At 59.5% G+C, this 21,739-nt stretch carries 21 protein-coding genes; 11 read left to right on the top strand and 10 right to left on the bottom strand.

Going from position 1 to position 21,739, the window contains the following annotated elements; genetic code table 11:
- Positions 1–21: 21 nt before the first annotated feature.
- Positions 22–789: a helix-turn-helix domain-containing protein gene (locus HX839_RS16745; protein ID WP_102369013.1), complete on the bottom strand. Its 768-nt coding sequence runs from the start codon at positions 787–789 to the stop codon at positions 22–24.
- Between the two features lie 133 nt (positions 790–922).
- On the opposite strand from HX839_RS16745, the gene HX839_RS16740 reads away from it, so the two are divergent.
- Positions 923–3,061 carry a TonB-dependent siderophore receptor gene (locus tag HX839_RS16740; protein WP_177067369.1) on the top strand — a complete coding sequence of 713 codons (2,139 nt, stop codon included), beginning with the start codon at positions 923–925 and terminating at the stop codon, positions 3,059–3,061.
- Between the two features lie 56 nt (positions 3,062–3,117).
- Positions 3,118–4,476 carry a glutathione-disulfide reductase gene (gene gorA / locus HX839_RS16735; protein ID WP_102369015.1) on the top strand — a complete coding sequence of 453 codons (1,359 nt, stop codon included), beginning with the start codon at positions 3,118–3,120 and terminating at the stop codon, positions 4,474–4,476.
- On the opposite strand, the gene HX839_RS16730 is transcribed toward gorA, so the two are convergent.
- Positions 4,477–5,484: a DNA-binding protein gene (locus HX839_RS16730; RefSeq protein WP_177067368.1), complete on the bottom strand. Its 1,008-nt coding sequence runs from the start codon at positions 5,482–5,484 to the stop codon at positions 4,477–4,479.
- A gap of 161 nt (positions 5,485–5,645) precedes the next feature.
- Between HX839_RS16730 and HX839_RS16725 the strand changes: the two genes are divergently transcribed.
- The 3 genes from HX839_RS16725 to ahpF all read left to right on the top strand — a co-directional run bounded on the left by HX839_RS16725 (position 5,646) and on the right by ahpF (position 8,978).
- A complete protein-coding gene (locus HX839_RS16725) occupies positions 5,646–6,572 on the top strand; it encodes a site-specific integrase (protein WP_177067367.1) in 927 nt (308 codons plus the stop codon).
- Positions 6,573–6,721: 149 nt separating this feature from the next.
- Positions 6,722–7,285 carry an alkyl hydroperoxide reductase subunit C gene (gene ahpC, locus HX839_RS16720; RefSeq protein WP_003173835.1) on the top strand — a complete coding sequence of 188 codons (564 nt, stop codon included), beginning with the start codon at positions 6,722–6,724 and terminating at the stop codon, positions 7,283–7,285.
- Positions 7,286–7,412: 127 nt separating this feature from the next.
- Positions 7,413–8,978 carry an alkyl hydroperoxide reductase subunit F gene (gene ahpF / locus HX839_RS16715; protein ID WP_177067366.1) on the top strand — a complete coding sequence of 522 codons (1,566 nt, stop codon included), beginning with the start codon at positions 7,413–7,415 and terminating at the stop codon, positions 8,976–8,978.
- 63 nt (positions 8,979–9,041) lie between these two features.
- On the opposite strand, the gene gloA is transcribed toward ahpF, so the two are convergent.
- Positions 9,042–9,563, bottom strand: a complete 522-nt coding sequence (gene gloA, locus HX839_RS16710) for a lactoylglutathione lyase (protein WP_008432524.1) — start codon at positions 9,561–9,563, stop codon at positions 9,042–9,044.
- Positions 9,564–9,756: 193 nt separating this feature from the next.
- Between gloA and HX839_RS16705 the strand changes: the two genes are divergently transcribed.
- Positions 9,757–10,293: a DUF4946 domain-containing protein gene (locus tag HX839_RS16705; protein WP_177067365.1), complete on the top strand. Its 537-nt coding sequence runs from the start codon at positions 9,757–9,759 to the stop codon at positions 10,291–10,293.
- A gap of 170 nt (positions 10,294–10,463) precedes the next feature.
- On the opposite strand, the gene HX839_RS16700 is transcribed toward HX839_RS16705, so the two are convergent.
- The 3 genes from HX839_RS16700 to HX839_RS16690 form a co-directional block, all read right to left on the bottom strand.
- Positions 10,464–10,829 (bottom strand): histone-like nucleoid-structuring protein, MvaT/MvaU family, encoded by a 366-nt coding sequence (locus tag HX839_RS16700; protein ID WP_003212570.1) that lies wholly within the window; start codon positions 10,827–10,829, stop codon positions 10,464–10,466.
- A 196-nt stretch (positions 10,830–11,025) separates the two neighbouring features.
- Positions 11,026–12,570, bottom strand: coding sequence for an EAL domain-containing protein (locus HX839_RS16695; RefSeq protein ID WP_177067364.1), 1,545 nt, complete (start codon positions 12,568–12,570; stop codon positions 11,026–11,028).
- A 124-nt stretch (positions 12,571–12,694) separates the two neighbouring features.
- A complete protein-coding gene (locus HX839_RS16690) occupies positions 12,695–13,567 on the bottom strand; it encodes a LysR family transcriptional regulator (RefSeq protein ID WP_177067363.1) in 873 nt (290 codons plus the stop codon).
- Between the two features lie 77 nt (positions 13,568–13,644).
- Between HX839_RS16690 and HX839_RS16685 the strand changes: the two genes are divergently transcribed.
- From HX839_RS16685 to HX839_RS16675, 3 genes are all read left to right on the top strand, one after another.
- Positions 13,645–14,568: a DMT family transporter gene (locus tag HX839_RS16685; protein WP_087693894.1), complete on the top strand. Its 924-nt coding sequence runs from the start codon at positions 13,645–13,647 to the stop codon at positions 14,566–14,568.
- Between the two features lie 249 nt (positions 14,569–14,817).
- The gene (gene hppD, locus HX839_RS16680) at positions 14,818–15,894 is read left to right on the top strand and encodes a 4-hydroxyphenylpyruvate dioxygenase (protein ID WP_003212566.1); all 1,077 of its coding nucleotides are present in this window, start codon (positions 14,818–14,820) and stop codon (positions 15,892–15,894) included.
- 158 nt (positions 15,895–16,052) lie between these two features.
- Positions 16,053–17,285 (top strand): dermonecrotic toxin domain-containing protein, encoded by a 1,233-nt coding sequence (locus HX839_RS16675; RefSeq protein ID WP_256344718.1) that lies wholly within the window; start codon positions 16,053–16,055, stop codon positions 17,283–17,285.
- Here the strand turns inward: HX839_RS16675 and rarD are convergent.
- The 3 genes from rarD to HX839_RS16660 all read right to left on the bottom strand — a co-directional run bounded on the left by rarD (position 17,254) and on the right by HX839_RS16660 (position 20,262).
- Positions 17,254–18,135 (bottom strand): EamA family transporter RarD, encoded by an 882-nt coding sequence (rarD, locus tag HX839_RS16670; protein WP_023658818.1) that lies wholly within the window; start codon positions 18,133–18,135, stop codon positions 17,254–17,256. The genes HX839_RS16675 and rarD overlap by 32 nt on opposite strands.
- Before the next feature lie 137 nt (positions 18,136–18,272).
- Positions 18,273–19,283, bottom strand: a complete 1,011-nt coding sequence (locus HX839_RS16665; protein WP_003212563.1) for an aldo/keto reductase — start codon at positions 19,281–19,283, stop codon at positions 18,273–18,275.
- A gap of 76 nt (positions 19,284–19,359) precedes the next feature.
- On the bottom strand, positions 19,360–20,262 hold the full coding sequence (locus HX839_RS16660) for a LysR family transcriptional regulator (RefSeq protein WP_003212562.1): 903 nt from the start codon (positions 20,260–20,262) through the stop codon (positions 19,360–19,362).
- A 100-nt stretch (positions 20,263–20,362) separates the two neighbouring features.
- Between HX839_RS16660 and HX839_RS16655 the strand changes: the two genes are divergently transcribed.
- The gene (locus HX839_RS16655; RefSeq protein ID WP_003212561.1) at positions 20,363–21,067 is read left to right on the top strand and encodes an SDR family oxidoreductase; all 705 of its coding nucleotides are present in this window, start codon (positions 20,363–20,365) and stop codon (positions 21,065–21,067) included.
- Positions 21,068–21,132: 65 nt separating this feature from the next.
- Here the strand turns inward: HX839_RS16655 and HX839_RS16650 are convergent, their stop codons facing one another.
- A complete protein-coding gene (locus HX839_RS16650) occupies positions 21,133–21,486 on the bottom strand; it encodes a hypothetical protein (RefSeq protein WP_023658819.1) in 354 nt (117 codons plus the stop codon).
- On the opposite strand from HX839_RS16650, the gene HX839_RS16645 reads away from it, so the two are divergent.
- On the top strand, positions 21,452–21,739 hold the full coding sequence (locus tag HX839_RS16645) for a hypothetical protein (RefSeq protein ID WP_177067362.1): 288 nt from the start codon (positions 21,452–21,454) through the stop codon (positions 21,737–21,739). The genes HX839_RS16650 and HX839_RS16645 overlap by 35 nt on opposite strands.

Genomic DNA, 21,739 nt, shown 5'->3' with positions numbered 1-21,739 from the left:
GTCGAAAGACCGCAGGTTTTTTTATGCCTTGCCCAAATAGCGGCTGGGGGCTTCGCCCAGTACCCGCTTGAACATTGCACCAAACGCATTGCCGTTGGCATAGCCCATGTCCCGTGCAATAGCCCCCAATGGTCGGCCCTGGGCTAACTGGCAAACGGCTTCGGCAATCCGTAGCTGCTGGCGCCATTGGTTGAAGCTCAGCCCGGTTTCATCCCGAAACCGCCGGCGCAGGGTGCGCACGCTGGCGCCGATGGATTCACTCCAGTCTTCCAGGGTGGCCGGGTTCGCCGGGTCTTCCAGAAGCATTTCACACACACTGAGCACGCGTTTGTCCCGGGGCAATGGCAGGCTGCAGCCTTCGGTTTGAGTCGCGGATATCAACTGGTGCAGCAGCAATGGCGTGAGCAGGGCAGTGTGGGCGTCGGGTGCGAGCATGCCCAGAATCAGCTCCCGCAGCAGCGGCTCCACCCTGATCAATCGGCAGGATTGCCACGCCGTGGGTAATTGATCGCTTTCCACGTACAGTGCGCGCATCGCAACCTCACCGACCATGTGCAATTCATGGTCGACACCCGGCGCAATCCAAAAGCCGTATGCCGGCGGGACGGTCCAGGCGCCCATGCGGGTCAGCACCCGGATCACGCCTTGGGTGGCGTGCACCAGTTGGCCATATTCATGGCTGTGCCAAATCTCCCGTGCGCCATCGACATAGTCATGGGCCCGAACCCGCAATTCCTCGCTGGTGCTGCGAGCGGGCGCCCCAAAGCGTTTACGCCAGATGTTGTCCAATCAAGAATGATTCCTGAGATGTAGGTTGGAACGGTCATTAATTGACCCGTGCGCGTAGAAGAATGACCGGATCTTTAACGCGATTCAATATTAAATAAGAACGATTAACAAAAAGACTTTTCAAGGAATCGTCATGTCCGGTGCGTTGTCTTCTCCTCCGTTTTACCTTTCCAGGCTGGCGCTGGTGGTGTTGGCGCTTGCTCCTGTTGTGTGGGCCGATGACGCGCCCATCGTGTTGAAGGACACCGCGGTGACAGCCGCCGAGGCCGAGCCGGCAGACGGCGTGGTGCCAGGCTATGTGGCGCGCAACACCACCGTGGGCACCAAAACCGGCGCGCCGATCGTGGAGACGCCGCAATCGATCTCGGTGGTCAGCCGCCAGCAGATGGATGACCAGGCGGCGCAAACCGTCGACCAGGCATTGCGCTACACACCAGGGGTTTACTCCCAGGATAACGACCTGCGGTTTGACCAGTTGAGCATTCGCGGCTTCGATGCCGACTCCTACCTCGACGGGCTCAAGCTCAATCGCACGACCTGGTTCGCTACGCCTCGGGTCGACCCTTGGTTTCTGGAGCGCATCGACGTGCTGCGCGGGCCAGCTTCCGTGCTGTACGGCCAGAGCGGGCCGGGCGGCCTGGTGGACATGCAGAGCAAGCGGCCGACGGATGAGCCACTGCACGTGTTGCAAATGAGCGTGGGCAATGACAACCGCTATCAGGCCGGCTTCGATTTTGGCGGGCGCCTGGACGAGCAGGGCGATGTGACCTATCGGCTGACCGGGCTGGGCCGCATGGCCGATACCCAGACCGATCACATCAAGGACCAGCGCATCGCCATCGCGCCGGCCATCACCTGGAACATCGACGACGACACCAGCCTGACCCTGCTGGCCAACTATCAATACGACCCGGAAGGTGGGCTGTTCAACCCGGTACCCGCGTATGGCACCGCGCTGCACAACCCGAATGGGCGCTTGCGCCCCGATGATTACCTGGGCGACCCGGACCGCGATCGCTTCAAGCGCAATCAGTTTTCCCTGGGCTACGCGTTCAGCCACCGGTTCAACGACACCTGGAGCTTTCGCCAGCACCTGCGCTATATGCATGATGACGTCGACTACTACCAGACTTCCCTCACCGGGCCGCTGGACGCCAACCTTGCCACCGCGCCGCTGTGGGCCAACGTCAATCATGAGCACCTTGGCCAGTTCGCCCTTGATAACCAGTTGCAGTCCGACTTCAGCACCGGCCCGGTCAAGCACACTGTGCTGATGGGGGCGGACTTCCAGCGGCTGTTGCAGACCATCAACCGGGGCGGTCAGTATTTCCCGAGTGCGATCAATATCTACAACCCCGACTTCAGCGCCTTGCCGAGGGTGCCGGTGTCCATCAACCAATACACTACCCAGAGCCAGTTTGGCGTGTACCTGCAGGACCAGCTCAGCTTCGACCATTGGCGCTGGCTGATCGGTGTGCGGCAAGACTGGGCGCGTACCTACGACAATCAGGACAGCGCGTTGACTGGCGCCAACCTGAGCAACACGCGCCAGCACGACGAGAAACTCACCTGGCGTTCGGGCCTGAGCTACGTGTTTGATAACGGCGTTGCGCCGTATGTCAGCTACAGCGAATCGTTCCAGCCGCAACTGGGCACTGACCGGCTGGGCGCGACATTTGTGCCGACCACCGGCAAGCAGTACGAAGCCGGCGTTAAATACCAGCCTGTGGGCTCCCGCAGCCTGTACAGCGCGGCAGTGTTCGACCTGCGTCAGCAAAACGTCCTGACCACCGACGATGTCGACCCCAATTTTGCCACGCAGAAAGGCGAAATCCGCTCCCGCGGCATCGAGCTGGAAGCCCATGCCGAGGTCACCTCGAACCTCAGCCTGATCGGTTTTTACACCTGGATGGACCAGAGCATCCTCAAATCCAATGACGGCGACCAGGGCGAACACCCGACCGGCATCCCGGGCAAGAGTGCCTCGCTGTGGGCGGACTACACCTTCCACGACGGCCCGCTGCAGGGCGTCGGTTTCGCGGCGGGTGCGCGCTACTTCGGGCCGAGCTACGGCAGCGCCGACAACACGCTGGAGGTGTCATCGCGCACGCTGTTTGATGCCGCGGCGCACTATGACGTGCAGAACTGGCGCCTGGCCCTCAACGCCAGCAACCTGTTCAACAAGGAATACCTGGCCTACTGCAGCAACGGTTTCCTTTGCTACTGGGGCGCAACCCGTTCGTTGCAGGCCAGCGCGACGTATCGCTGGTAAGGCGCTGACCTCTGGCGCGGCAGCAGGTATGCTGTTGTCCTGCCGAGGAGAGTGAAATGGCCTACGATTTTGACCTTTATGTAATTGGTGCCGGTTCCGGCGGTGTGCGCGCTGCACGATTCGCTGCGGGTTTTGGCGCCAAAGTGGCGGTGGCTGAAAGCCGCTACCTGGGCGGTACCTGCGTGAATGTGGGCTGCGTACCGAAGAAACTGTTGGTGTACGGCGCGCATTTCGCCGAAGACTTCGAGCAGGCCAGCGGTTTTGGCTGGTCCCTGGGTGAAGCGAATTTCGATTGGGCGACCCTGATCGCCAACAAGGATCGTGAAATCAACCGTCTCAATGGCATCTACCGCAACCTGCTGGTCAACAGCGGCGTGACCCTGCACGAAGGGCATGCGCGGCTGGTGGACCCGCACCAGGTAGAAATCAACGGCGAGCGTTTTACCGCCAAGCACATTCTGGTGGCCACCGGTGGCTGGCCGCAGATCCCGGACATCCCGGGGCGCGAGCACGCCATTGGCTCCAATGAGGCGTTCTTCCTCAAGGAGCTGCCCAAGCGTGTGCTGGTAGTCGGCGGTGGCTATATCGCCGTCGAGTTCGCCGGGATTTTCCATGGCCTGGGCGCACAGACTTCGCTGCTGTATCGCGGCGACCTGTTCCTGCGCGGTTTTGACGGCTCGGTGCGCACGCACTTGAAGGAAGAGCTGACCAAGCGCGGCCTGGACCTGCAGTTCAACGCCGACATCGAGCGTATCGACAAACAGGCCGATGGCAGCCTCAAGGCCACCTTGAAAGATGGCCGCGTGCTGGAAGCCGATTGTGTGTTCTACGCCACCGGCCGGCGCCCGATGCTCGATAACCTGGGGCTGGAAAACACTGGCGTCAAGTTGGACAAGCGCGGCTTTGTCGAAGTGGATGAGCTGTACCAGACCGCCGAACCATCGATCCTGGCGATTGGTGATGTGATCGGCCGCGTGCAACTGACGCCAGTGGCCCTGGCTGAAGGCATGGCCGTGGCACGTCGCTTGTTCAAGCCTGAGCAATATCGTCCGGTGGACTACGCGATGATCCCGACGGCGGTGTTCAGCCTGCCGAATATCGGCACCGTGGGCCTCAGCGAAGAGCAGGCCCGTGAAGACGGGCACAAGGTGCAGGTGTTCGAAAGCCGCTTCCGGCCGATGAAACTGACCCTGACCGACTGCCAGGAAAAGACCTTGATGAAGCTGGTGGTCGACGCCGAGACCGACAAGGTCCTGGGTTGCCACATGGTCGGCCCCGACGCTGGCGAGATCGTGCAGGGCCTGGCGATCGCGCTTAAGGCGGGCGCGACCAAGCAGCATTTCGATGAAACCATCGGCGTGCACCCAACAGCGGCGGAAGAGTTCGTCACCATGCGCACGCCAGTGGCGCAGTAATCAGCCCTCGGTAGTTGCTTCCGGCACCGTCGCAACGACGGCTGCCAGGCGCAGCGCATCAATACTGGCCTGGGCCTTGACCAGGTCCAGTTCCAGGGTTTTGTTGGTCTTCTGATGCTCGGCCAGCGCTTCCTGGCGCGCCTGATTCTCCAGTTGGGCAACCCGCAAGCGCTCCTGCAACAGGGTACGCTCGCTGTCGATCACACTCACTTGCTCGCTCAATTGACGCTGCTGTTCGCGGTCCTGGCGAGCCTGTTCCTGCAGTGCGCTCAATTCCTTCACGGTCACTCGATGCTCGATCAGCAGGCGCTCGTTATCGCGGTGCAACTGAGTGATTTCATCCTGGCGCACCATCGCGCTCTGCTGGGCCTGGCGCAGTTCTGCCTGGACCTGCTGCAACTGGCCTTCATGGCGACGCTGTTCCTGTTCACGCTGGTCCTTGATCGCATTGCGGTAATGCTCCAGGGCGTCCCGGGCATGCAGGTGCTTTTCTTCCAGTGAGCGAATCTGCTCGTCCTTGTCGTTGATCCGCAACTCGTAATCGCTGCACGCCTGGCTCAGCCCGGCGTTGCGGGTTTGCTCGGTTTGCAGGCTGGAGCGAGTGCTTTGCAAGGCCGCGCTTTCATCGGCCAGGGCGGCGGACTGGATATCGAACTGCTGCTTGAGCTGGGAGTGGGCCGCTTCCAGCTCCTCAACCTGGGCGAGCAGGGCGGTTTTCTGCTGCTGGAACTGCGCCAGGGCCAGGTCGATAGGCTCCTGGGCCTTCTCCTTCAGGCGCTGGGCCAGTCGCGCCACCAGTTCACTCAGTTCGTCGTCAATGGGCGCTTCGGTGATGGTCTGGCGGGTTTCGCTTTCGTCCAGCTCCTTCAGATAGCGATGAATCGTGGTTTTCGAGCCGGTATTGCCCATCTCGATGCGTACTGCATCGATGCTCGGGTTTTCGCCACGGGCAAGGATCGCCAGGCGTGCCGTTTGAACTACTGCTTTATTGATGCCGCCGCGAGCCATGGAGTCTCCGTCGATTTGGTACTGTGGTACGTAGTATGTATATACGTACTATATCACGATTGTTTTAAAGTCGAAATTGATGATTTATCAGATGGGATATTGGCGTATTATCCCGTGTGATACAGGTTTTGAAATGGACAACGCCCAATGGCAGTACAGGCATGAGTGAGCTGGACCGTTATCTGAATGCGGCCACCCGCGATAACACCCGCCGCAGCTATCGAGCGGCAATCGAGCATTTCGAGGTGAATTGGGGTGGATTCCTGCCGGCGACCAGCGACAGCGTGGCGCGCTATCTGGTGGCGCATGCGGGCGTGCTGTCGGTCAACACGTTGAAGCTGCGTTTATCGGCGCTGGCCCAGTGGCACACCAGCCAGGGGTTTCCTGATCCGACCAAGGCGCCAGTGGTGCGCAAAGTCCTGAAAGGCATTCGCGCCCTGCACCCGGCTCAGGAAAAACAGGCGGAGCCATTACAGCTGCAGCACCTGGAGCAGGTCATCCAGTTCCTCGAACAGGAAGGCCACGACGCCCGAGGCGCAGAAGACCATCCCCGATGGCTGCGGGCCAAGCGTGACGCAGCGTTGATCCTGCTGGGTTTCTGGCGTGGCTTTCGCAGTGATGAGTTATGCCGGTTGAATATCGAGCACGTGCAGGCGGTGCCCGGTTCGGGCATCACCCTGTATCTACCGCGCAGCAAAAGCGATCGGGAAAATATCGGCCGCACGTACCAGACGCCGGCGCTGTTGCGGCTGTGCCCGGTGCAGGCCTACGGCGAATGGCTCAGCGCTTCAGCGCTGGTGCGCGGCCCGGTGTTTCGCGGCATTGATCGCTGGGGCAACCTGGGCGAGGAGGGCTTGCACGCCAACAGCGTGATCCCGCTGTTGCGCCAGGCGCTGGAGCGTGCCGGGATTGCGGCCGATCAGTACACCAGCCACTCCCTGCGCCGGGGCTTCGCTACCTGGGCTCATCGCAGTGGCTGGGACTTGAAGTCGTTGATGACTTACGTCGGCTGGAAAGACATGAAATCGGCCATGCGCTATGTTGAAGCGACGCCCTTTCTCGGCATGACCCGGGCATCCCTCGAGTGATTCAAGGTTTCTTCTATTAATACAGTCTCTTGATAGTGAAAACCAATCGTCAGCATCAGGTTTGCCAATGAGCCATCGGCCGGGAGAGTGGGTAGGATTCACCTCATCAACTTACTAAGCCCTTCTACAAACCTGACGGAGAGTCAACGATGCCTATCATCAACAGCCAAGTAAAACCGTTCAAAGCTACCGCCTACAAAAACGGCAACTTCGTAGACGTGACTGACGCTGACCTGAAAGGCAAATGGTCTGTCGTGTTCTTCTACCCAGCCGACTTCACCTTCGTCTGCCCAACCGAACTGGAAGACCTGGCTGACAACTACGCCGAATTCCAGAAACTGGGCGTCGAAATCTACAGCGTTTCCACCGACACCCACTTTGCCCACGCTGCCTGGCACAACACCTCGCCAGCCATCGGCAAAATCCAGTACACCATGATCGGCGACCCGACCCTGACCATCTCCCGCAACTTCGACGTGCTGATCGAAGAAGCTGGCCTGGCAGACCGTGGCACCTTCGTGATCAACCCTGAAGGCCAGATCAAAATCGTTGAACTGAACGATGGCGGCGTTGGCCGTGACGCTTCCGAGCTGCTGCGCAAAATCAAGGCGGCCCAGTACGTTGCTGCTCACCCGGGCGAAGTCTGCCCAGCCAAGTGGAAAGAAGGCGAGGCCACCCTGGCTCCGTCCCTGGACCTGGTCGGCAAGATCTAAGTCTGTGAAATGCCAAGGGCGGGTTACCGCACCTAAGTAAGCTGCATCCGCCCTCGAAACGCCCGGGCGAGATTCGCTCGGGCGTTTTTTTGTCTGCAATAAACCGAATTAATAGGAAATCGCCCGTATGTTGGACGCCAATCTTAAAGCTCAGTTGAAGTCATACCTGGAACGGGTCACCCAGCCGATCGAGATCGTCGCCTCCCTCGATGACGGTGCGAAATCCCAGGAAATGCTTGCCCTCTTGCAGGATGTAGCCAGCCTTTCGACGCTGATTACCCTGAAAAGCGATGGCAATGATGCGCGCAAGCCATCGTTCTCCATCAACCGCCCGGGTGCCGATATCAGCCTGCGTTTTGCCGGCATCCCAATGGGCCATGAATTCACTTCGCTGGTGTTGGCGCTGCTGCAAGTCGGCGGCCACCCCTCGAAGGCCAGTGTCGAAGTGATTGAACAGATTCGCGCCCTTAAAGGCGAGTTCAGCTTCGAGACTTACTTCTCGCTGTCGTGCCAGAACTGCCCGGACGTGGTCCAGGCGCTGAACCTGATGGCAGTATTGAACCCGAACATCCGCCACGTCGCCATCGACGGTGCGCTGTTCCAGGCAGAAGTCGATGATCGTCAGATCATGGCCGTGCCCAGCGTTTACTTGAATGGTGTGAACTTCGGCCAGGGCCGCATGGGCCTGGAAGAAATCCTCGCCAAGCTCGACACCAGCGGTATCGAAAAAGCCGCCGAGAAAATCAGCGCCAAAGATGCGTTCGACGTACTTGTCGTCGGCGGTGGCCCAGCGGGTTCGGCAGCGGCTATCTACGCTGCACGTAAAGGCATCCGTACCGGTGTTGCAGCCGAGCGCTTCGGCGGGCAGGTGCTGGACACCATGTCGATCGAGAACTTTATCTCGGTACAGGAAACCGAAGGGCCGAAACTCGCCAGCGCCCTGGAGGCCCACGTGCGTCAGTACGACGTGGACATCATGAACCTGCAGCGTGCTACTGCGCTGATCCCGGCGAAAAACAACGGTGAGCTGCACGAAATCCGTTTCGAAAGCGGTGCGACCCTCAAGTCCAAGACCGTGATCCTGGCCACCGGTGCCCGCTGGCGTGAAATGGGTGTACCGGGCGAGCAGGAATACAAGGCCAAAGGCGTGTGCTTCTGCCCGCACTGCGACGGCCCGCTGTTCAAGGGCAAGCGCGTGGCGGTGATCGGCGGCGGTAACTCCGGCGTTGAAGCAGCCATCGACCTGGCCGGTATCGTCAGCCACGTGACCTTGCTTGAGTTTGACAGCAAGTTGCGCGCCGACGCCGTGTTGCAGCGCAAGCTGTACAGCCTGCCGAACGTTGACGTGATTACCAGCGCGCTGACCAGTGAGGTCAAGGGGGATGGCCAGAAAGTTATCGGCCTGGCCTACAAGGATCGCGACAGTGGCGAATTCAAGACTATCGACCTGGAAGGCATCTTTGTACAGATCGGTTTGCTGCCCAACACCGACTGGCTCAAAGGCACTGTGGAATTGACTCCACGTGGCGAGATCATCGTCGATGCACGTGGTGAGACTTCGCTGCCAGGTGTTTTTGCCGCCGGTGACGTAACGACTGTGCCGTACAAGCAGATCGTGATTGCAGTAGGCGAGGGCGCCAAGGCTTCCCTGAGTGCTTTCGATCACCTGATCCGCACTTCCGCCCCGGCGTAAATTCCGGCCCGGAAATGAAAAACCCCATGAGTGATCATGGGGTTTTTTATTGCCGGCGGAACCTTACAGCGGCGTTGGCTGAATGATTTCAACCCAGTACGCATCCGGGTCTTTCACGAAGGCCAGGCTTTTCATGCGGCCGTCACTCAGGCGCTTCTGGAAGTCGCAGCCCAGTTCTTCAAAGCGCGCGCAGGCAGCAACGATGTCCGGCACCGAGATGCAGATATGGCCAAAGCCACGCGGGTCGGTGTTGCCGTTGTGGTAGGCAAAGTCCGCGTCGTTTTCGGTGCCGTGGTTGTGGGTCAGTTCGAGGATGCCCGGGATCGACTTCATCCACTGGGTGCGGGCGGCAGCGTCGGCCGGAATCTGGGCCTTGTCGACCAGGGCCAGGAAGTACAGGCTGAATTCGGCTTCCGGGAAGTCACGTTTTTCAACCAGGGAAAAACCCAGTACGCGGGTGTAGAAATCCAGCGACTTGGTGATGTCCTTGACCCGCAGCATGGTGTGGTTGAATACGAAGTTCGTGGTGGCGGCGTCAGGCTGGGCGGTGACGCCCGGGAAAGTGTTCAGTTCGTGCAGGCTCATGGGCCCTCCAGAGAAAAATGGGGCAAACGTGGCTCCGGTTGGAGCATCCCTTGGCTTGCGGCTGGCATCCGTGCAGCCGGTCCATGATACGCAGCCCTGCCGGTTGCGCCAAATGAAAAAGGTCACGCAACCCTTGCGGCCAGCGGGTGCAGGGGCCCAAACTTTGTCGCTTGAACCTTGAGTGTTTTTCGTAATGACCGGATTTCGCGCACCGTTGTTGAGTACCCTGGGCCTGTTGCTGGGCAGCACCGCTGCATGGGCGGCTGACCCGGAAATTCATTGGCCCAGCGGCTGGCAGGTAGAGGAAGTGGCGCCCGACGACCAGGCCCCGGCGCAACCGTCGGCGGTGTCCCGCCAGCGGGCCATAAAGAATGATGAGAATGGCGCGACCTTGATGGTCATGGAGTTGACGGGCACGCCAATCGAAGCGGGGCATACGGTCAACCTGCAAGGTGTGCTGCTGGAAATGCGCAAATCCATCCAGAAGGACTTTGCCCAGGGTGGTTATCAAAGTGTGTGCACCAAGATGCACTCCACAACATTGAGCCGGCTTGAGGCATTGGAAACTACCTGTGTAATCACCGAGAACGGTCGGCATGTGCTGTCGCAAACGTTGGTGGGGGCTGTCGATACCGATAAGGCCTATGTTTTTTCATACGCAGGCCAGGCCGACGCTTACGAATCAAGCAAGGATGAAGTCAGTTCGGTGCGTGACAGCCTTAAACTTTGAGCGTTGTAGGCATCGCGACAAATAAGTCGATTTGAACAAAGTGAAATGTTTTTTAAAGTTCGTTTTTGAAAGTGCCAGCGTCCTGATTTGTTTCACTATCGATGCCTGTAAACAAAAAAGCCCTGCATGTGCAGGGCTTTTCTTAGTGCGTTTGTACTAGCCGCAAAGCATTAGCCGCGAAGCCAGGAGTCTACTGTGGCTGCGCCGTACTGTTCTTTCCACGCCTTCAGGCCGCGATGGTTGCCGCCCTTGGTTTCGATCAGTTCACCCGTGTGCGGGTTGTGGTAAACCTTGACGACGCGGGCACGGCGCTGTTTGGGTGCGGCAGCGACGGAAGCGCCGGACTTGCCCGGGTTAGGATCCAGGATGGAGATGATGTCGCGCAGGCTTTTGCCGTAGGTCTTCATCAGCCCTTGCAGCTTTTCTTCGAATTCGATTTCTTTCTTCAAACCAGCATCGTTCTTCAGGGATTCCAGCTGGGCAAGCTGCTCTTGAAGGGCTTTTTCTGCTGCGCGAAATTCGGCGAGTCTGGACAAAATCTATACTCCAATAGTGTATTTGGCTGATATCTACTGCAAACAAAGCGATAAGCCAAGAGCCTTAAGGCGACTCAATGAAAGTGGCCTTCCTGCCAATTCAGCACAGGCAGGAAAAATTGTAGTAGTTAATCAGTCATGAGTAAATCATGTCTTTTGTATAAATAACAATATTTCCGTTGAAGTGGCTGGCTATTCAATGGCTGTTCAGGAATCTAATGAACTCGTCGCAAGGTACAGGCTTGCCAAACAGGTAGCCTTGCAAGAAATCAACGCCTTGGGCCGCCAGATAGTGGCATTGTTCTTGTGTTTCGACGCCTTCGGCAACGATGCCCAGGTCCAGCTTGGCAGACAGTTCAATGATGCTGTCGAGTATATGCCGCGAGAGTGCATCAACACCGATCATTGCCACGAAGCTTTGATCTATCTTCAAGTAATCGACATTGAAGTTGCGCAAATAACCCAGGCTGGAGTGGCCGGTGCCAAAGTCGTCGATCGCGATCATTACCCCCATTTCATGCAGCGCCTGGAACAGCTGGCGGGTGATATCCGTGGGTTCGATCAACTCGCGCTCGGTCAACTCCAGGACCAGGATCACCTTGCCCGGCGGGAAGGCAGCGAGGAACTCCCGGCAGTCCTCCACCAGCTCTAGGTCGTGACAATGGCGAGCGGTAATGTTGATGCCCACGTGAAAATTGTCGGCAAACTGCGCGGTGTGGGGCGCCAACTGTGCGGCGGTCTGGCGCATCAGGGCGCGGGTCATCGGTACGATCAGGCCCGAATGTTCGGCCAGGGGAATGAACAGGTCCGGGCGCACCAGGCCTTCCCTGGGATGATTCCAGCGCATCAGCACTTCACAGCCGGCCCACTGCCGGATGTTGTCGCCACGCACCACTGGCTGGTAATAGGGCACAAATTCATTGGCGCCCAGGGCCCGTTGCAGTTCCAGGGTCGGTGCCGATGAGCGCTTTTGCAGCCAGTGGGCGAGGATGCCTGCCAGCACGCCGAAAAACACCACCAGAACGAACAGTGCAGGATACCGCGCCTGCATGTAGCGCCAGGTTTCACCCTCCGGCATCCCGGCTTCCACGCTGTAGGTATACCGTGTGGAGTCGAGATGATGATGCGCGACGGAAAATGTCGGCAGCGTTGTGCTGTGCACCTTGCCATCCGCCGCCAGCCAGTTAGGCCCCACCTGCAACACCAGGTCGGTATATCGGCTGATCAGGCGCAAGGCGTTTGTCAGGTGGTAGCCATCGATGGAGGCAAAGGCCCCCCGGTCTCCCTCGGTGAGGCGATAAACAAGCAATGCGGTGTCGGGTGTTACCGGGTTGCCTTTCATCAGCCAGAGACGGCCGCCGACGTAGTCCTCAGGGTTGACCGGTGACTGGTAGTTGCCACCAAACAACGAGCTGCAATAGATGTTGCGCTGCCAGGACAAGGTGGTGGCGCGCACGAACGGCCGGCGGGTGACCTGTTCCCGCAGCTTCAGTTGAGTCGGGTTATCACATTCATGGCCGGCCAGTGGCAGCAGGTCCTGGGCGGCGAGGGCGGTGTTGTCGAGCATCAGGTCAAACTGGCGCACGGCCTCCTGGGCGGTTTGCGCGGTGCTGTGCTCGAGGGTGCGCCCGGCTTGCCAATACAGGATAAGCACACCCAGCAAAATGGGCAGCGCGCCGCTGAGCAGGGTGATCAGGTGGCGAGTGGAGGCTTTTCGGGGGCCTTTGACGGTCAGTGGCATTTGCGCAGCCTGTAGCGGGAGAGGGCAATAGGACGCTCAAATGCGGTCGGGACAACCTCGGTGGCCTTCCAACAAAGCGTATCGGTATTGGCCATGATAGATGGCGGCAGGCGTCTGTGCATGTTCAATAAAGCTTCAACCGTGTGGCCAGTTGAATAAATGCCAGGGTTGCCGGCGAGGACTGCCGACGGTCCAGTACCGCCAGCCCCACCTGGCGTTTGACGGCAGGCTTGAGCGGTTTGATCAGGTAATCCGCCTGCGTGGATTCAGGCAGCGACAACTCGGCAACAATGGTCACGCCGTCGCCCCGGCGCACGGTGTCCAGGGTGCTGAGCAGCTGTGAGCAGCGGTAACGCACATCCGGCTGCAACCCTGCACCGACGAACAGCCTTGAGACCAGTTCGGCCGAACCGGCCTGGGTCAGGATAAAAGGTTCACCACACAGCGCTTTCAGGCTGACACTTGGCTGCGCGCCCAAGTGATGCCCCAAGGGCAGCAGCGCGACCAGTTGGTCCTCAATCAACGGGAACGTATCGAAGCGCTCTTCAGGCAGCACCACAAACCCAACGTCGACGCGCCGCTCTTCCAGCCACTGCGTCACCTGGCGATCGGGGCCTTCGTCGACATGCACCTCGATGCCCGGATGCTGCTCGCGAAAATACTGCAGGATCGCGGGCAACAGGCGAATCGATGAGGTCGGCCCGAACGAGCCGATGCGCAGCGTGCCGCGCTTCATCCCGCGGGCATCGGCGGCTTCCTGTTGCAGCGTGTTGGCCAACCCGAGCATGGCCCGGGCGCGCAACAGCAGTTGTTGGCCGATATCGCTGAGTTCGACCTGGGACTGATGACGTCGGATCAACTCCACACCCAGTTCCTGCTCCAGGGATTTGATCGCATGGGACACCGCCGATTGGCTGATGCCCAGGCGATTGGCGGCGCTGGTGAAACCTTGCAGTTCGGCCACCAGGGAAAAGATTTCCAGTTGGGTAAGGGTCATGAGTATTTACTCATTTTACGATGATCGGGGATTAGCCAAACAATAAGCCAATCCCGTGTCTTGTGAGTAGAAATCTGATGAACCCGAGCCCTGACCGTCTGACGTATCTGAAGCTGGCGGCCGTGACCATGATCTGGGGCGGCACCTTCGTTGCCGGGCGCTATCTGGCGGCAGGCCTGGACCCACTGTTGGCGGCGACCGTGCGCTTTGCACTGGCCAGCCTGGCGCTGCTGGCCTTCCTGGGCGTTGCGCGTATTCGCCTGGTGCGTCCGACCACCGCGCAATGGGTGCAATTGATGGTGCTGGGCTTTTTCGGGATCTTTTTCTACAACCTGTGTTTTTTCTACGGCCTGCATTACATCAATGCGTCCCGGGCGTCGTTGATCGTGGCGCTGAATCCGGCAGTGATTGGCCTGGCCTCGTGGCTGCTGTTCAAGGAACGCCTGGGCTGTTTCAAGCTGGTGGGGATCGCGCTGTGCCTGGGTGGCGCAGGGCTGGTGATCGTCAGTCGCAACCCGCAGTTGCTGCAGGGCACGGCAGATGCGTGGGTCGGTGACCTGCTGATTTTCGGCTGCGTGGTGGGGTGGGGCGTGTACTCGCTGTTTTCCCGGAGTCTCAACCAGCGCCTGGGGCCGTTGCAAACCGTGACCTGGTCGATCCTGCTGGGCACGCTGATGCTGACGATCACCACGCTGGTGACGGGCCGACTAACGGTGGCCGCATTGGGCCGGATTGATCTGCCCCAACTGATGAGTTTGCTGTACCTGGGCGTGCTGGGCTCGGCACTGGCCTACATCGGCTACTACGATGGCCTGCGCCGCATTGGCGCCACCCGTGCGGGTGTATTTATCGCCCTCAATCCGCTGACGGCAGTGATCTGCGGCGCATTGCTGCTTGGCGAGCAACTGACCGTGCCGATGCTGCTGGGTGGGGCGGTCATCCTGCTGGGCATCTATCTGTGCAACAAACCCCTTGCGCGGGCCAGGGCAATGGGGATTTGATAAGACTACGGACAAATCTGTTTACGCTGTGTAGAATCGATTTACGCATACAAGAATAAGGACTTGCGCTAACGCAAGCCTCGCCCGTCAGAGACTGATGTAACCATGAAGCTACTCGGGTCCCCCCTCATCTTTGGTGACTTCCTCGCCCGCAGCGTGCGGGGTATCTCCTGTGCGCCACCCGCTGACCTCATCCTTGCTCGCAAATAAACATTTGTTAATTACAAGAATGATGATGAGGCACCGAAAATGGCAGACCTGTACGAAAACCCAATGGGCCTGATGGGCTTTGAGTTCATCGAATTCGCATCGCCAACCCCGGGCACCCTGGAGCCGATCTTCGAGATCATGGGCTTCACCAAGGTCGCGACCCACCGTTCCAAGAACGTACACCTGTACCGGCAGGGCGAGATCAACCTGATCCTCAACAACGAACCCAACAGCATCGCCTCCTACTTTGCGGCCGAGCACGGCCCGTCGGTGTGCGGCATGGCGTTTCGCGTCAAGGACTCGCAACAGGCCTACAACCGGGCCCTGGAACTGGGCGCCCAGCCTATCCATATCGAAACCGGCCCGATGGAGTTGAACCTGCCGGCGATCAAGGGCATTGGCGGCGCGCCGCTGTACCTGATCGACCGCTTTGGTGAAGGCAGCTCGATCTATGACATCGACTTCGTGTACCTCGAAGGTGTCGAGCGTAACCCGGTGGGCGCGGGCCTCAAGGTCATCGACCACTTGACCCACAACGTGTACCGCGGCCGCATGGCCTACTGGGCGAACTTCTACGAGAAGCTGTTCAATTTCCGTGAGGCGCGCTATTTCGACATCAAGGGCGAATACACCGGCCTGACCTCCAAGGCCATGAGCGCACCGGACGGCATGATCCGCATCCCGCTGAACGAAGAATCGTCCAAGGGTGCCGGGCAGATCGAAGAGTTCCTGATGCAGTTCAACGGCGAGGGCATCCAGCACGTTGCCTTCCTCACCGATGACCTGGTCAAGACCTGGGATGCGTTGAAGAAGATCGGCATGCGCTTCATGACCGCGCCGCCAGACACCTATTATGAGATGCTCGAAGGCCGCCTGCCGAACCACGGCGAGCCGGTGGATCAACTGCAGGCACGGGGCATCCTGCTGGACGGCTCGTCAGTGGCGGGGGACAAGCGCCTGCTGCTGCAGATCTTCTCGGAAACCCTGATGGGCCCGGTGTTCTTCGAGTTCATCCAGCGTAAGGGTGACGACGGCTTTGGTGAAGGCAACTTCAAGGCACTGTTCGAATCCATCGAGCGCGACCAAGTGCGTCGTGGTGTGTTGACCGCTGACTGATCGCCTGGGCGATACACAAAAAAGCCCGACCGGGATTGCACCTGGCCGGGCTTTTTGTTGCCCGGCAGAAACATCGGGACACAGGCGGTTGCCAGCGGCCAGGAACGGAATTCACTGCCAGCGTTACTCAGTGTCATATGCCCAGTTGAGGTTCATGTATGACAGTCATTGCGCACACCGGTAGTCCACCTCCAGGTTTGAATCAGGCAGCAGCCGTCAACGACGAACCGGCCATCAGTCCCTTGGCCCCAACTGCTCCCTCCCCATTAAGTCCTGCCACTGTCGCCCGCGTGACGTTTTCCTCGAACGTGGAATGGAGCAGTGCGCAGGGCGAGCTGACCGCCGCAGGCGTCGAACTGGCCAATGCCGTATTGGCCCCGGGTACCTCTTCAACCGTCGGCGCGCAGGTCTGCACGTTCGCGGTGGACGGGATCCAGTCGAGCGACATTCTGGTGGTCAAACGCGTACCCGCCTCTGAAACCGGAACGAATATCCTGTTGTACATTCCTGACGAGGAGGGCAATTCGTTCTTCGAATTCAATAACCTTGAAGAAATGAACGCCTGGCTCAAAGAGGTCGCCACCGACCCTGACACGTTGGATGTATTTGCCGGGCATTTTTCCCGCAATGCACCTGCCGATCAGACAAAGCGGGTAAAAGACACGATGACGCGCTTCGCCGCAGGCGATATCAATGCCGTGGTCGGGCCTTTTGGCTACGAAAAGGGCGATATCTTCAATCGCCTGGACAAGCACACAAGCGTGCCGCCGGTACCGGTCAACGGGCTGACGGGGACCTACCTGAAAGTTGAGACCCGTGATGGCCGGGTGACTTTCGCAGGCACACGTCCGGACGGAGAAACCGTACTCTATCAGTACGATGCCTACGGCAACTTCCATGGAGGAGGTAACAAGGGCAACTTCTACTTTGTGAAAAACGGCCTGAACAATGACCAGCCGCTGTCGCCTGTCTCGCGAGAGCAATACTTGAAAACGGTCGTCAGTGTCAGCCTGGATAATGTGGGTGCCAACGATTTATGGGGGCTGTTCGACGAGTTCATCCGCCAACTGAAGAACCCGGGTTCAGGCATTGGGACGGCCTTGATCGCACTGGGCGTGCCTGAGGATGTGGCGCAGTCCATCGAAAAAATCGTCAAAAACCCCGTCACCGGCACCTTGCTTGAACTCAACCATGGCAACCGGCTCGGTAAGCTGTTTGGCGTTGAAAAGGCGCAAATGGACGCCGCACTGACGCAAATAGGCGACGAAATCCAAGGCAGGATTCCGTATTACGGGGCCATCCGAGGGGGGTTGTCGCAAACGGCTGTAATGCTCGAAATGGCAGCAAAAAAAAGCGCTGTCAGGCCTTCTGCTGACGCACCAAATGCTTGAAGCCTTCAAACACCAGCACCATCACCGCGAGCCAGATCGGAAGATACGTCAGCCATTCCCCCGCCTTGATGCTTTCGCCCAACAACAAGGCCACGCCGAGCAGCAGCACCGGTTCTACATAGCTGAGCAGCCCGAACAGGCTGAAGGCCAACAAGCGGCTGGCGACGACGTAGCACACCAGCGCCGACGCACTGATCAAGCCCAGCATCGGGATCAAGGCGTACAAGCCCTTGTGGGCGTCGAGCACGGCAAAACCCTGTTCGCCGCTTTGCACGAACCACAGTGCCACCGGCAACATCAGCGCCATATCGAGCCACAGCCCGCCGAGGTGGTCGGTCTTCAGGCGTTTGCGCAGTACGAAGTAAACCGGGTAGCCGATAATCACTACCAGGGTTGCCCAGGAGAATCCGCCCACCTGATACAACTCGTTCAGCACACCAGCACCGGCGAAGAACACCGCAATCTTTTGCAGGCGTGACAATTGTTCGCCATACACCAGCCGACCGGTCAGCACCATCGTCAATGGCAGCAGGAAATAGCCCAGCGATACATCCAGGCTGCGACCGTTGAGCGGCGCCCACATGAACAGCCACAACTGCACCCCCAGCAAGGCCGAAGACACCACGACCCCGCCGATCAGCGCGGGTTTGGCCGCAACCAGCCGAACCAGTTCCCACACCCGTCGCCACTCGCCGCTGACAATCATGAACACGGTCATGCAGGGCACCGTCAACAACATGCGCCAGCCGAAGATCTCCAGGCCGCTCAAGGGCGTAAGCAGCGACGTGAAGTAATACATCACGGCAAACAACACCGAGGCCAAGACCGATAACACAACACCTTTAGACACACTGTCCTCACGAAAGCCGATTGATACAAAAGAAGGGGGGATTTCAGGGAGGGAATATAGTGCTTTTGAGGTGAGATGTTTGCTCTGTTTTGGAGCGGTTTATGGGAGGATTTCTCAGGTCCCCCCATAAAAGGGACTTATGGCCGGGCAACTCGCCCCGACACAAAGTGGCTCACATCATTGAACCCTGGCGTCGACGCATGCCCTGGCGTGACCAGCGAGTCGATGAATGCTTCGTCCTCCGCCGTGATCTTCACCTCCAGCGCGCCGGTGTAGGCATCCCACTGCGCCTCGGTGCGCGGCCCGACAATCGCCGAACTGACCGCCGAGTTGTTCAGGACCCAGGCAATCGCGAACTCGACAATCCCCACGCCACGGCCCTGGGTGTATTGCTGGATCTGCTGGGCGATGCGCAGGGATTCAACGCGCCATTCGGTTTCCAGGATGCGCTTGTCCTGGCGCCCGGCACGGCTGCCGGCTTCAGGCGTTACGTCCGGCGCATATTTGCCGCTGAGCACGCCACGGGCCAGCGGGCTGTAAGGCACCACGCCCAGGCCATATGCGGCGGCGGCGGTGATCTGCTCCACCTCGGCCTGACGGTTGACGATGTTGTACAGCGGCTGGCTGATGATCGGTTTGTCCACCCCCAGGCGCTCGGCCACGCGGATCACTTCGGCGATCCGCCAGCCGCGGTAGTTGGAAAGGCCCCAGTGGCGGATCTTGCCCTCGCGGATCAAGTCGCCAATCGCTGAAACCGTGACTTCCAGTGGCGTGTTGTGGTCTTCGCGGTGCAGGTAATAGATGTCCAGGTAATCGGTGTCGAGGCGCGTCAGGCTGGCTTCCAGCGCATTGAAAATCCGCTTGCGACTCAGGCCGCTGCGGTTCGGCAGGCCATCCGCCGGGCCGATGCCGACCTTCGAAGCCAGCACCCAATCCTGGCGCTGGCGGGCGATGGCTTCGCCGACGATTTCCTCGGAGCGCCCGCCGGTGTAGACGTCGGCGGTGTCGATAAAGTTGATGCCTTGATCCCAGGCCTTGTCGATGATGCGCAGCGAGTCCTCGGTGTTGGTCTGCTCGCCAAACATCATGCTGCCCAGGGTCAGTGCGCTGACCTTCAACCCGGACTGGCCCAGTGTGCGGTAAATCATCGTGAACACCTCAAAAGGGGGAGACAGGCCCTATCCAATACCAGAGAGCAAGGCTCTGGAACAAGCCCCGCGACGGTTATTGCGGTAATAGTTCGGCGCAGCGCAGTTGCAGGAAGCGGTGCAGTACCTTGACCCGCTCCGACACCTGCAACCGATGGGGACACATCAGATTGAACGGGGTCGGTTCGCCTTGCCAATCGGTGAGCAACGGCACCAGGCGCCCGGCCTTGATATCGCGCGCTACATCCAGACGCGCTTTATAGGCGATGCCGTGCCCGGCCAATGCCCAGCGCCGCACGATCTCGCCGTCATCACTGAGGTAGTCGCCGCCGACCTCGACTTCCTGCAGCACCTCGCCCTGGCGAAAGTACCAGGTGTTGTTCGCCCGACCCTGGCGCATATAGCGCAGCGTGCTGTGTTCTGCCAGGTCCTGGGGGAGGCGTGGCGTACCGTGGCGCGCGAGGTAGTCGGGGCTGGCGCACGCCACCCGCGTGTGGTCGGGCACCACCGGCAACGCGACCAAGCTGGAGTCCCGTGGTACGCCGAAGCGCAGGGCGATGTCGACGGTTTCGCGGAACAGGTCGGCATTGCTGTCATTGAGCAGCAACTGAAGGCGCACGTTCGGGTGTTCGAGCTTGAACTCATCCAGCCAGCCCAGCAGCACATTGCGCCCGAAATCCGAGGGCGCGGCCAATTGCAGTAATCCGCTGAGGCTCTGGCCTTGCTGCTTGACCGCCTGTTCGCCTTCCGACAGCGCCTCCAGGGCCACGCGCACACTGTCGAGGTAGCGCCGGCCTTCTTCGGTCAGGCGCATGCTGCGGGTGGAACGCGCCAGCAGCCGGATGCCCAGGCGGGTTTCCAGGCGCTTGAGGGCAATGCTCGCTGCGGCCGGGGTCAGGCTGAGGCTGCGGGCAGCTGCCGACAGGCTGCCGGTGTCGGCGGTGCGTACGAACACTTCAAGGTCGAGGATTGAGCTCATTTGTAAAAATCCTTTAAAGATCTTGTCGTTTTACCGGGATTTTTCAACGATTGCCAAGCTGGGAAGATGAAAGCTCATTTTCTCAGCCAGGTATTTCCCCATGACATCTCCCCTCAACGGCACAACCATCATCGTCATTGGCGGCAGCAGCGGCATTGGTGCCGCGGTGGCCAAGCAGGCCGTGGCACGCGGTGCCCATGTGGTGCTGGCCGGGCGGCGCTTGTCTTCAACCGTGGAGAACGGGGTGCGCAGCGAGCAGGTGGACGTGACCGACGCAGCCTCATTACAGCGCTTGTTCGAAACCGTGGGGCCGTTTGACCATCTGGTCTACACCGCAGGGCCTGCGGTGCAGGCCAAGGCCCTGATCGAGACCGACCTGAACCTGGCGCAAGACAACTTCAACGTGAAGCTCTGGGGGTCGCTGCGGGCGATCCAGTCGGCGCTGCCATTTCTCGCCGAGCGCGGCAGCATCACCCTGACGTCGGGGCAGTTGGGGCGCAAAACGGTTGCGGGGCAATTCATCAAGACCGGCATCAATGCGGCGACCGAAGCGCTGGGCAAGCAACTGGCCAAGGAACTGGCGCCACGGCGGGTCAATGTGGTCAGCCCGGGGGTGATCGACACCGAGGCGTATGCCGGGTTGTCCGATGAGCAGCGACTGGCAATGTTTGCCAAGGCGGGCGGGGCGTTGCCGGTGGGGCGCGTGGGGCAGGCCGAAGAAGTGGCTGCCGGGTATGTGTTGGCGATGGAGAACGGGTTTATTACCGGTAGCGTGATTGATGTCGACGGCGGCGGATTACTCTAAAGGCAGCTGAATAAAAAAGGTCCCGCTTTCAGGCGGGACCTGCATTATCAGTAATAGGGCCGTGCTTAATAACGTGGCACCGGAACCGGTTGTGGCGGGTAGTAATAGCCTGGAGGCGGCGCCTGGTAATAGACCGGCGGCGGCTGTTGGATGTACACCGGCTGCGGTTGCACGTAAACCGGTTGCTGCTGCACATAGACCGGAGGCTGGGAGTTGGCGACCACCGAACCCACTACGAGACCGCCGACAACCGCACCCAGCAAAGCCGGGCCACCCCAGCCCCAACCACCGCCATGCCCGTACCCATAACCGTGACCCCAGCCATAGCCATATCCTCCACGGGCTTCTGCTTGCCCTGCGATGGCGAGGGTGGCAATGAGCAACATGGCTACTTTCATTTTTGAGAGTCGACTGATCATGATAAGTCCTCTACGTATGCACCGAACCGGTCTTGATAATATCCCCGGGCATATGCTTCAGACAGCGGTTTCGGACGGGATGATGGGGTACGAAAGTAAAGGCTGGGTAAAGGTTGTAGCCTATTTGTTACCTGGAATGGGCGTAAAGGTTAATACGGCTGTCAGGCAGTTGTTTGCCTATAAAAACACGCCTTTATATGAGCAGATAGATGACCGGCGCCGCCCTCGATATCGCGGCACCGGTCAGCGCTGA

The organism is Pseudomonas sp. I8001 (genome assembly GCF_013385345.1).
GTDB lineage: Bacteria > Pseudomonadota > Gammaproteobacteria > Pseudomonadales > Pseudomonadaceae > Aquipseudomonas.
This window is presented reverse-complemented; position numbering and strand designations above follow the sequence as displayed.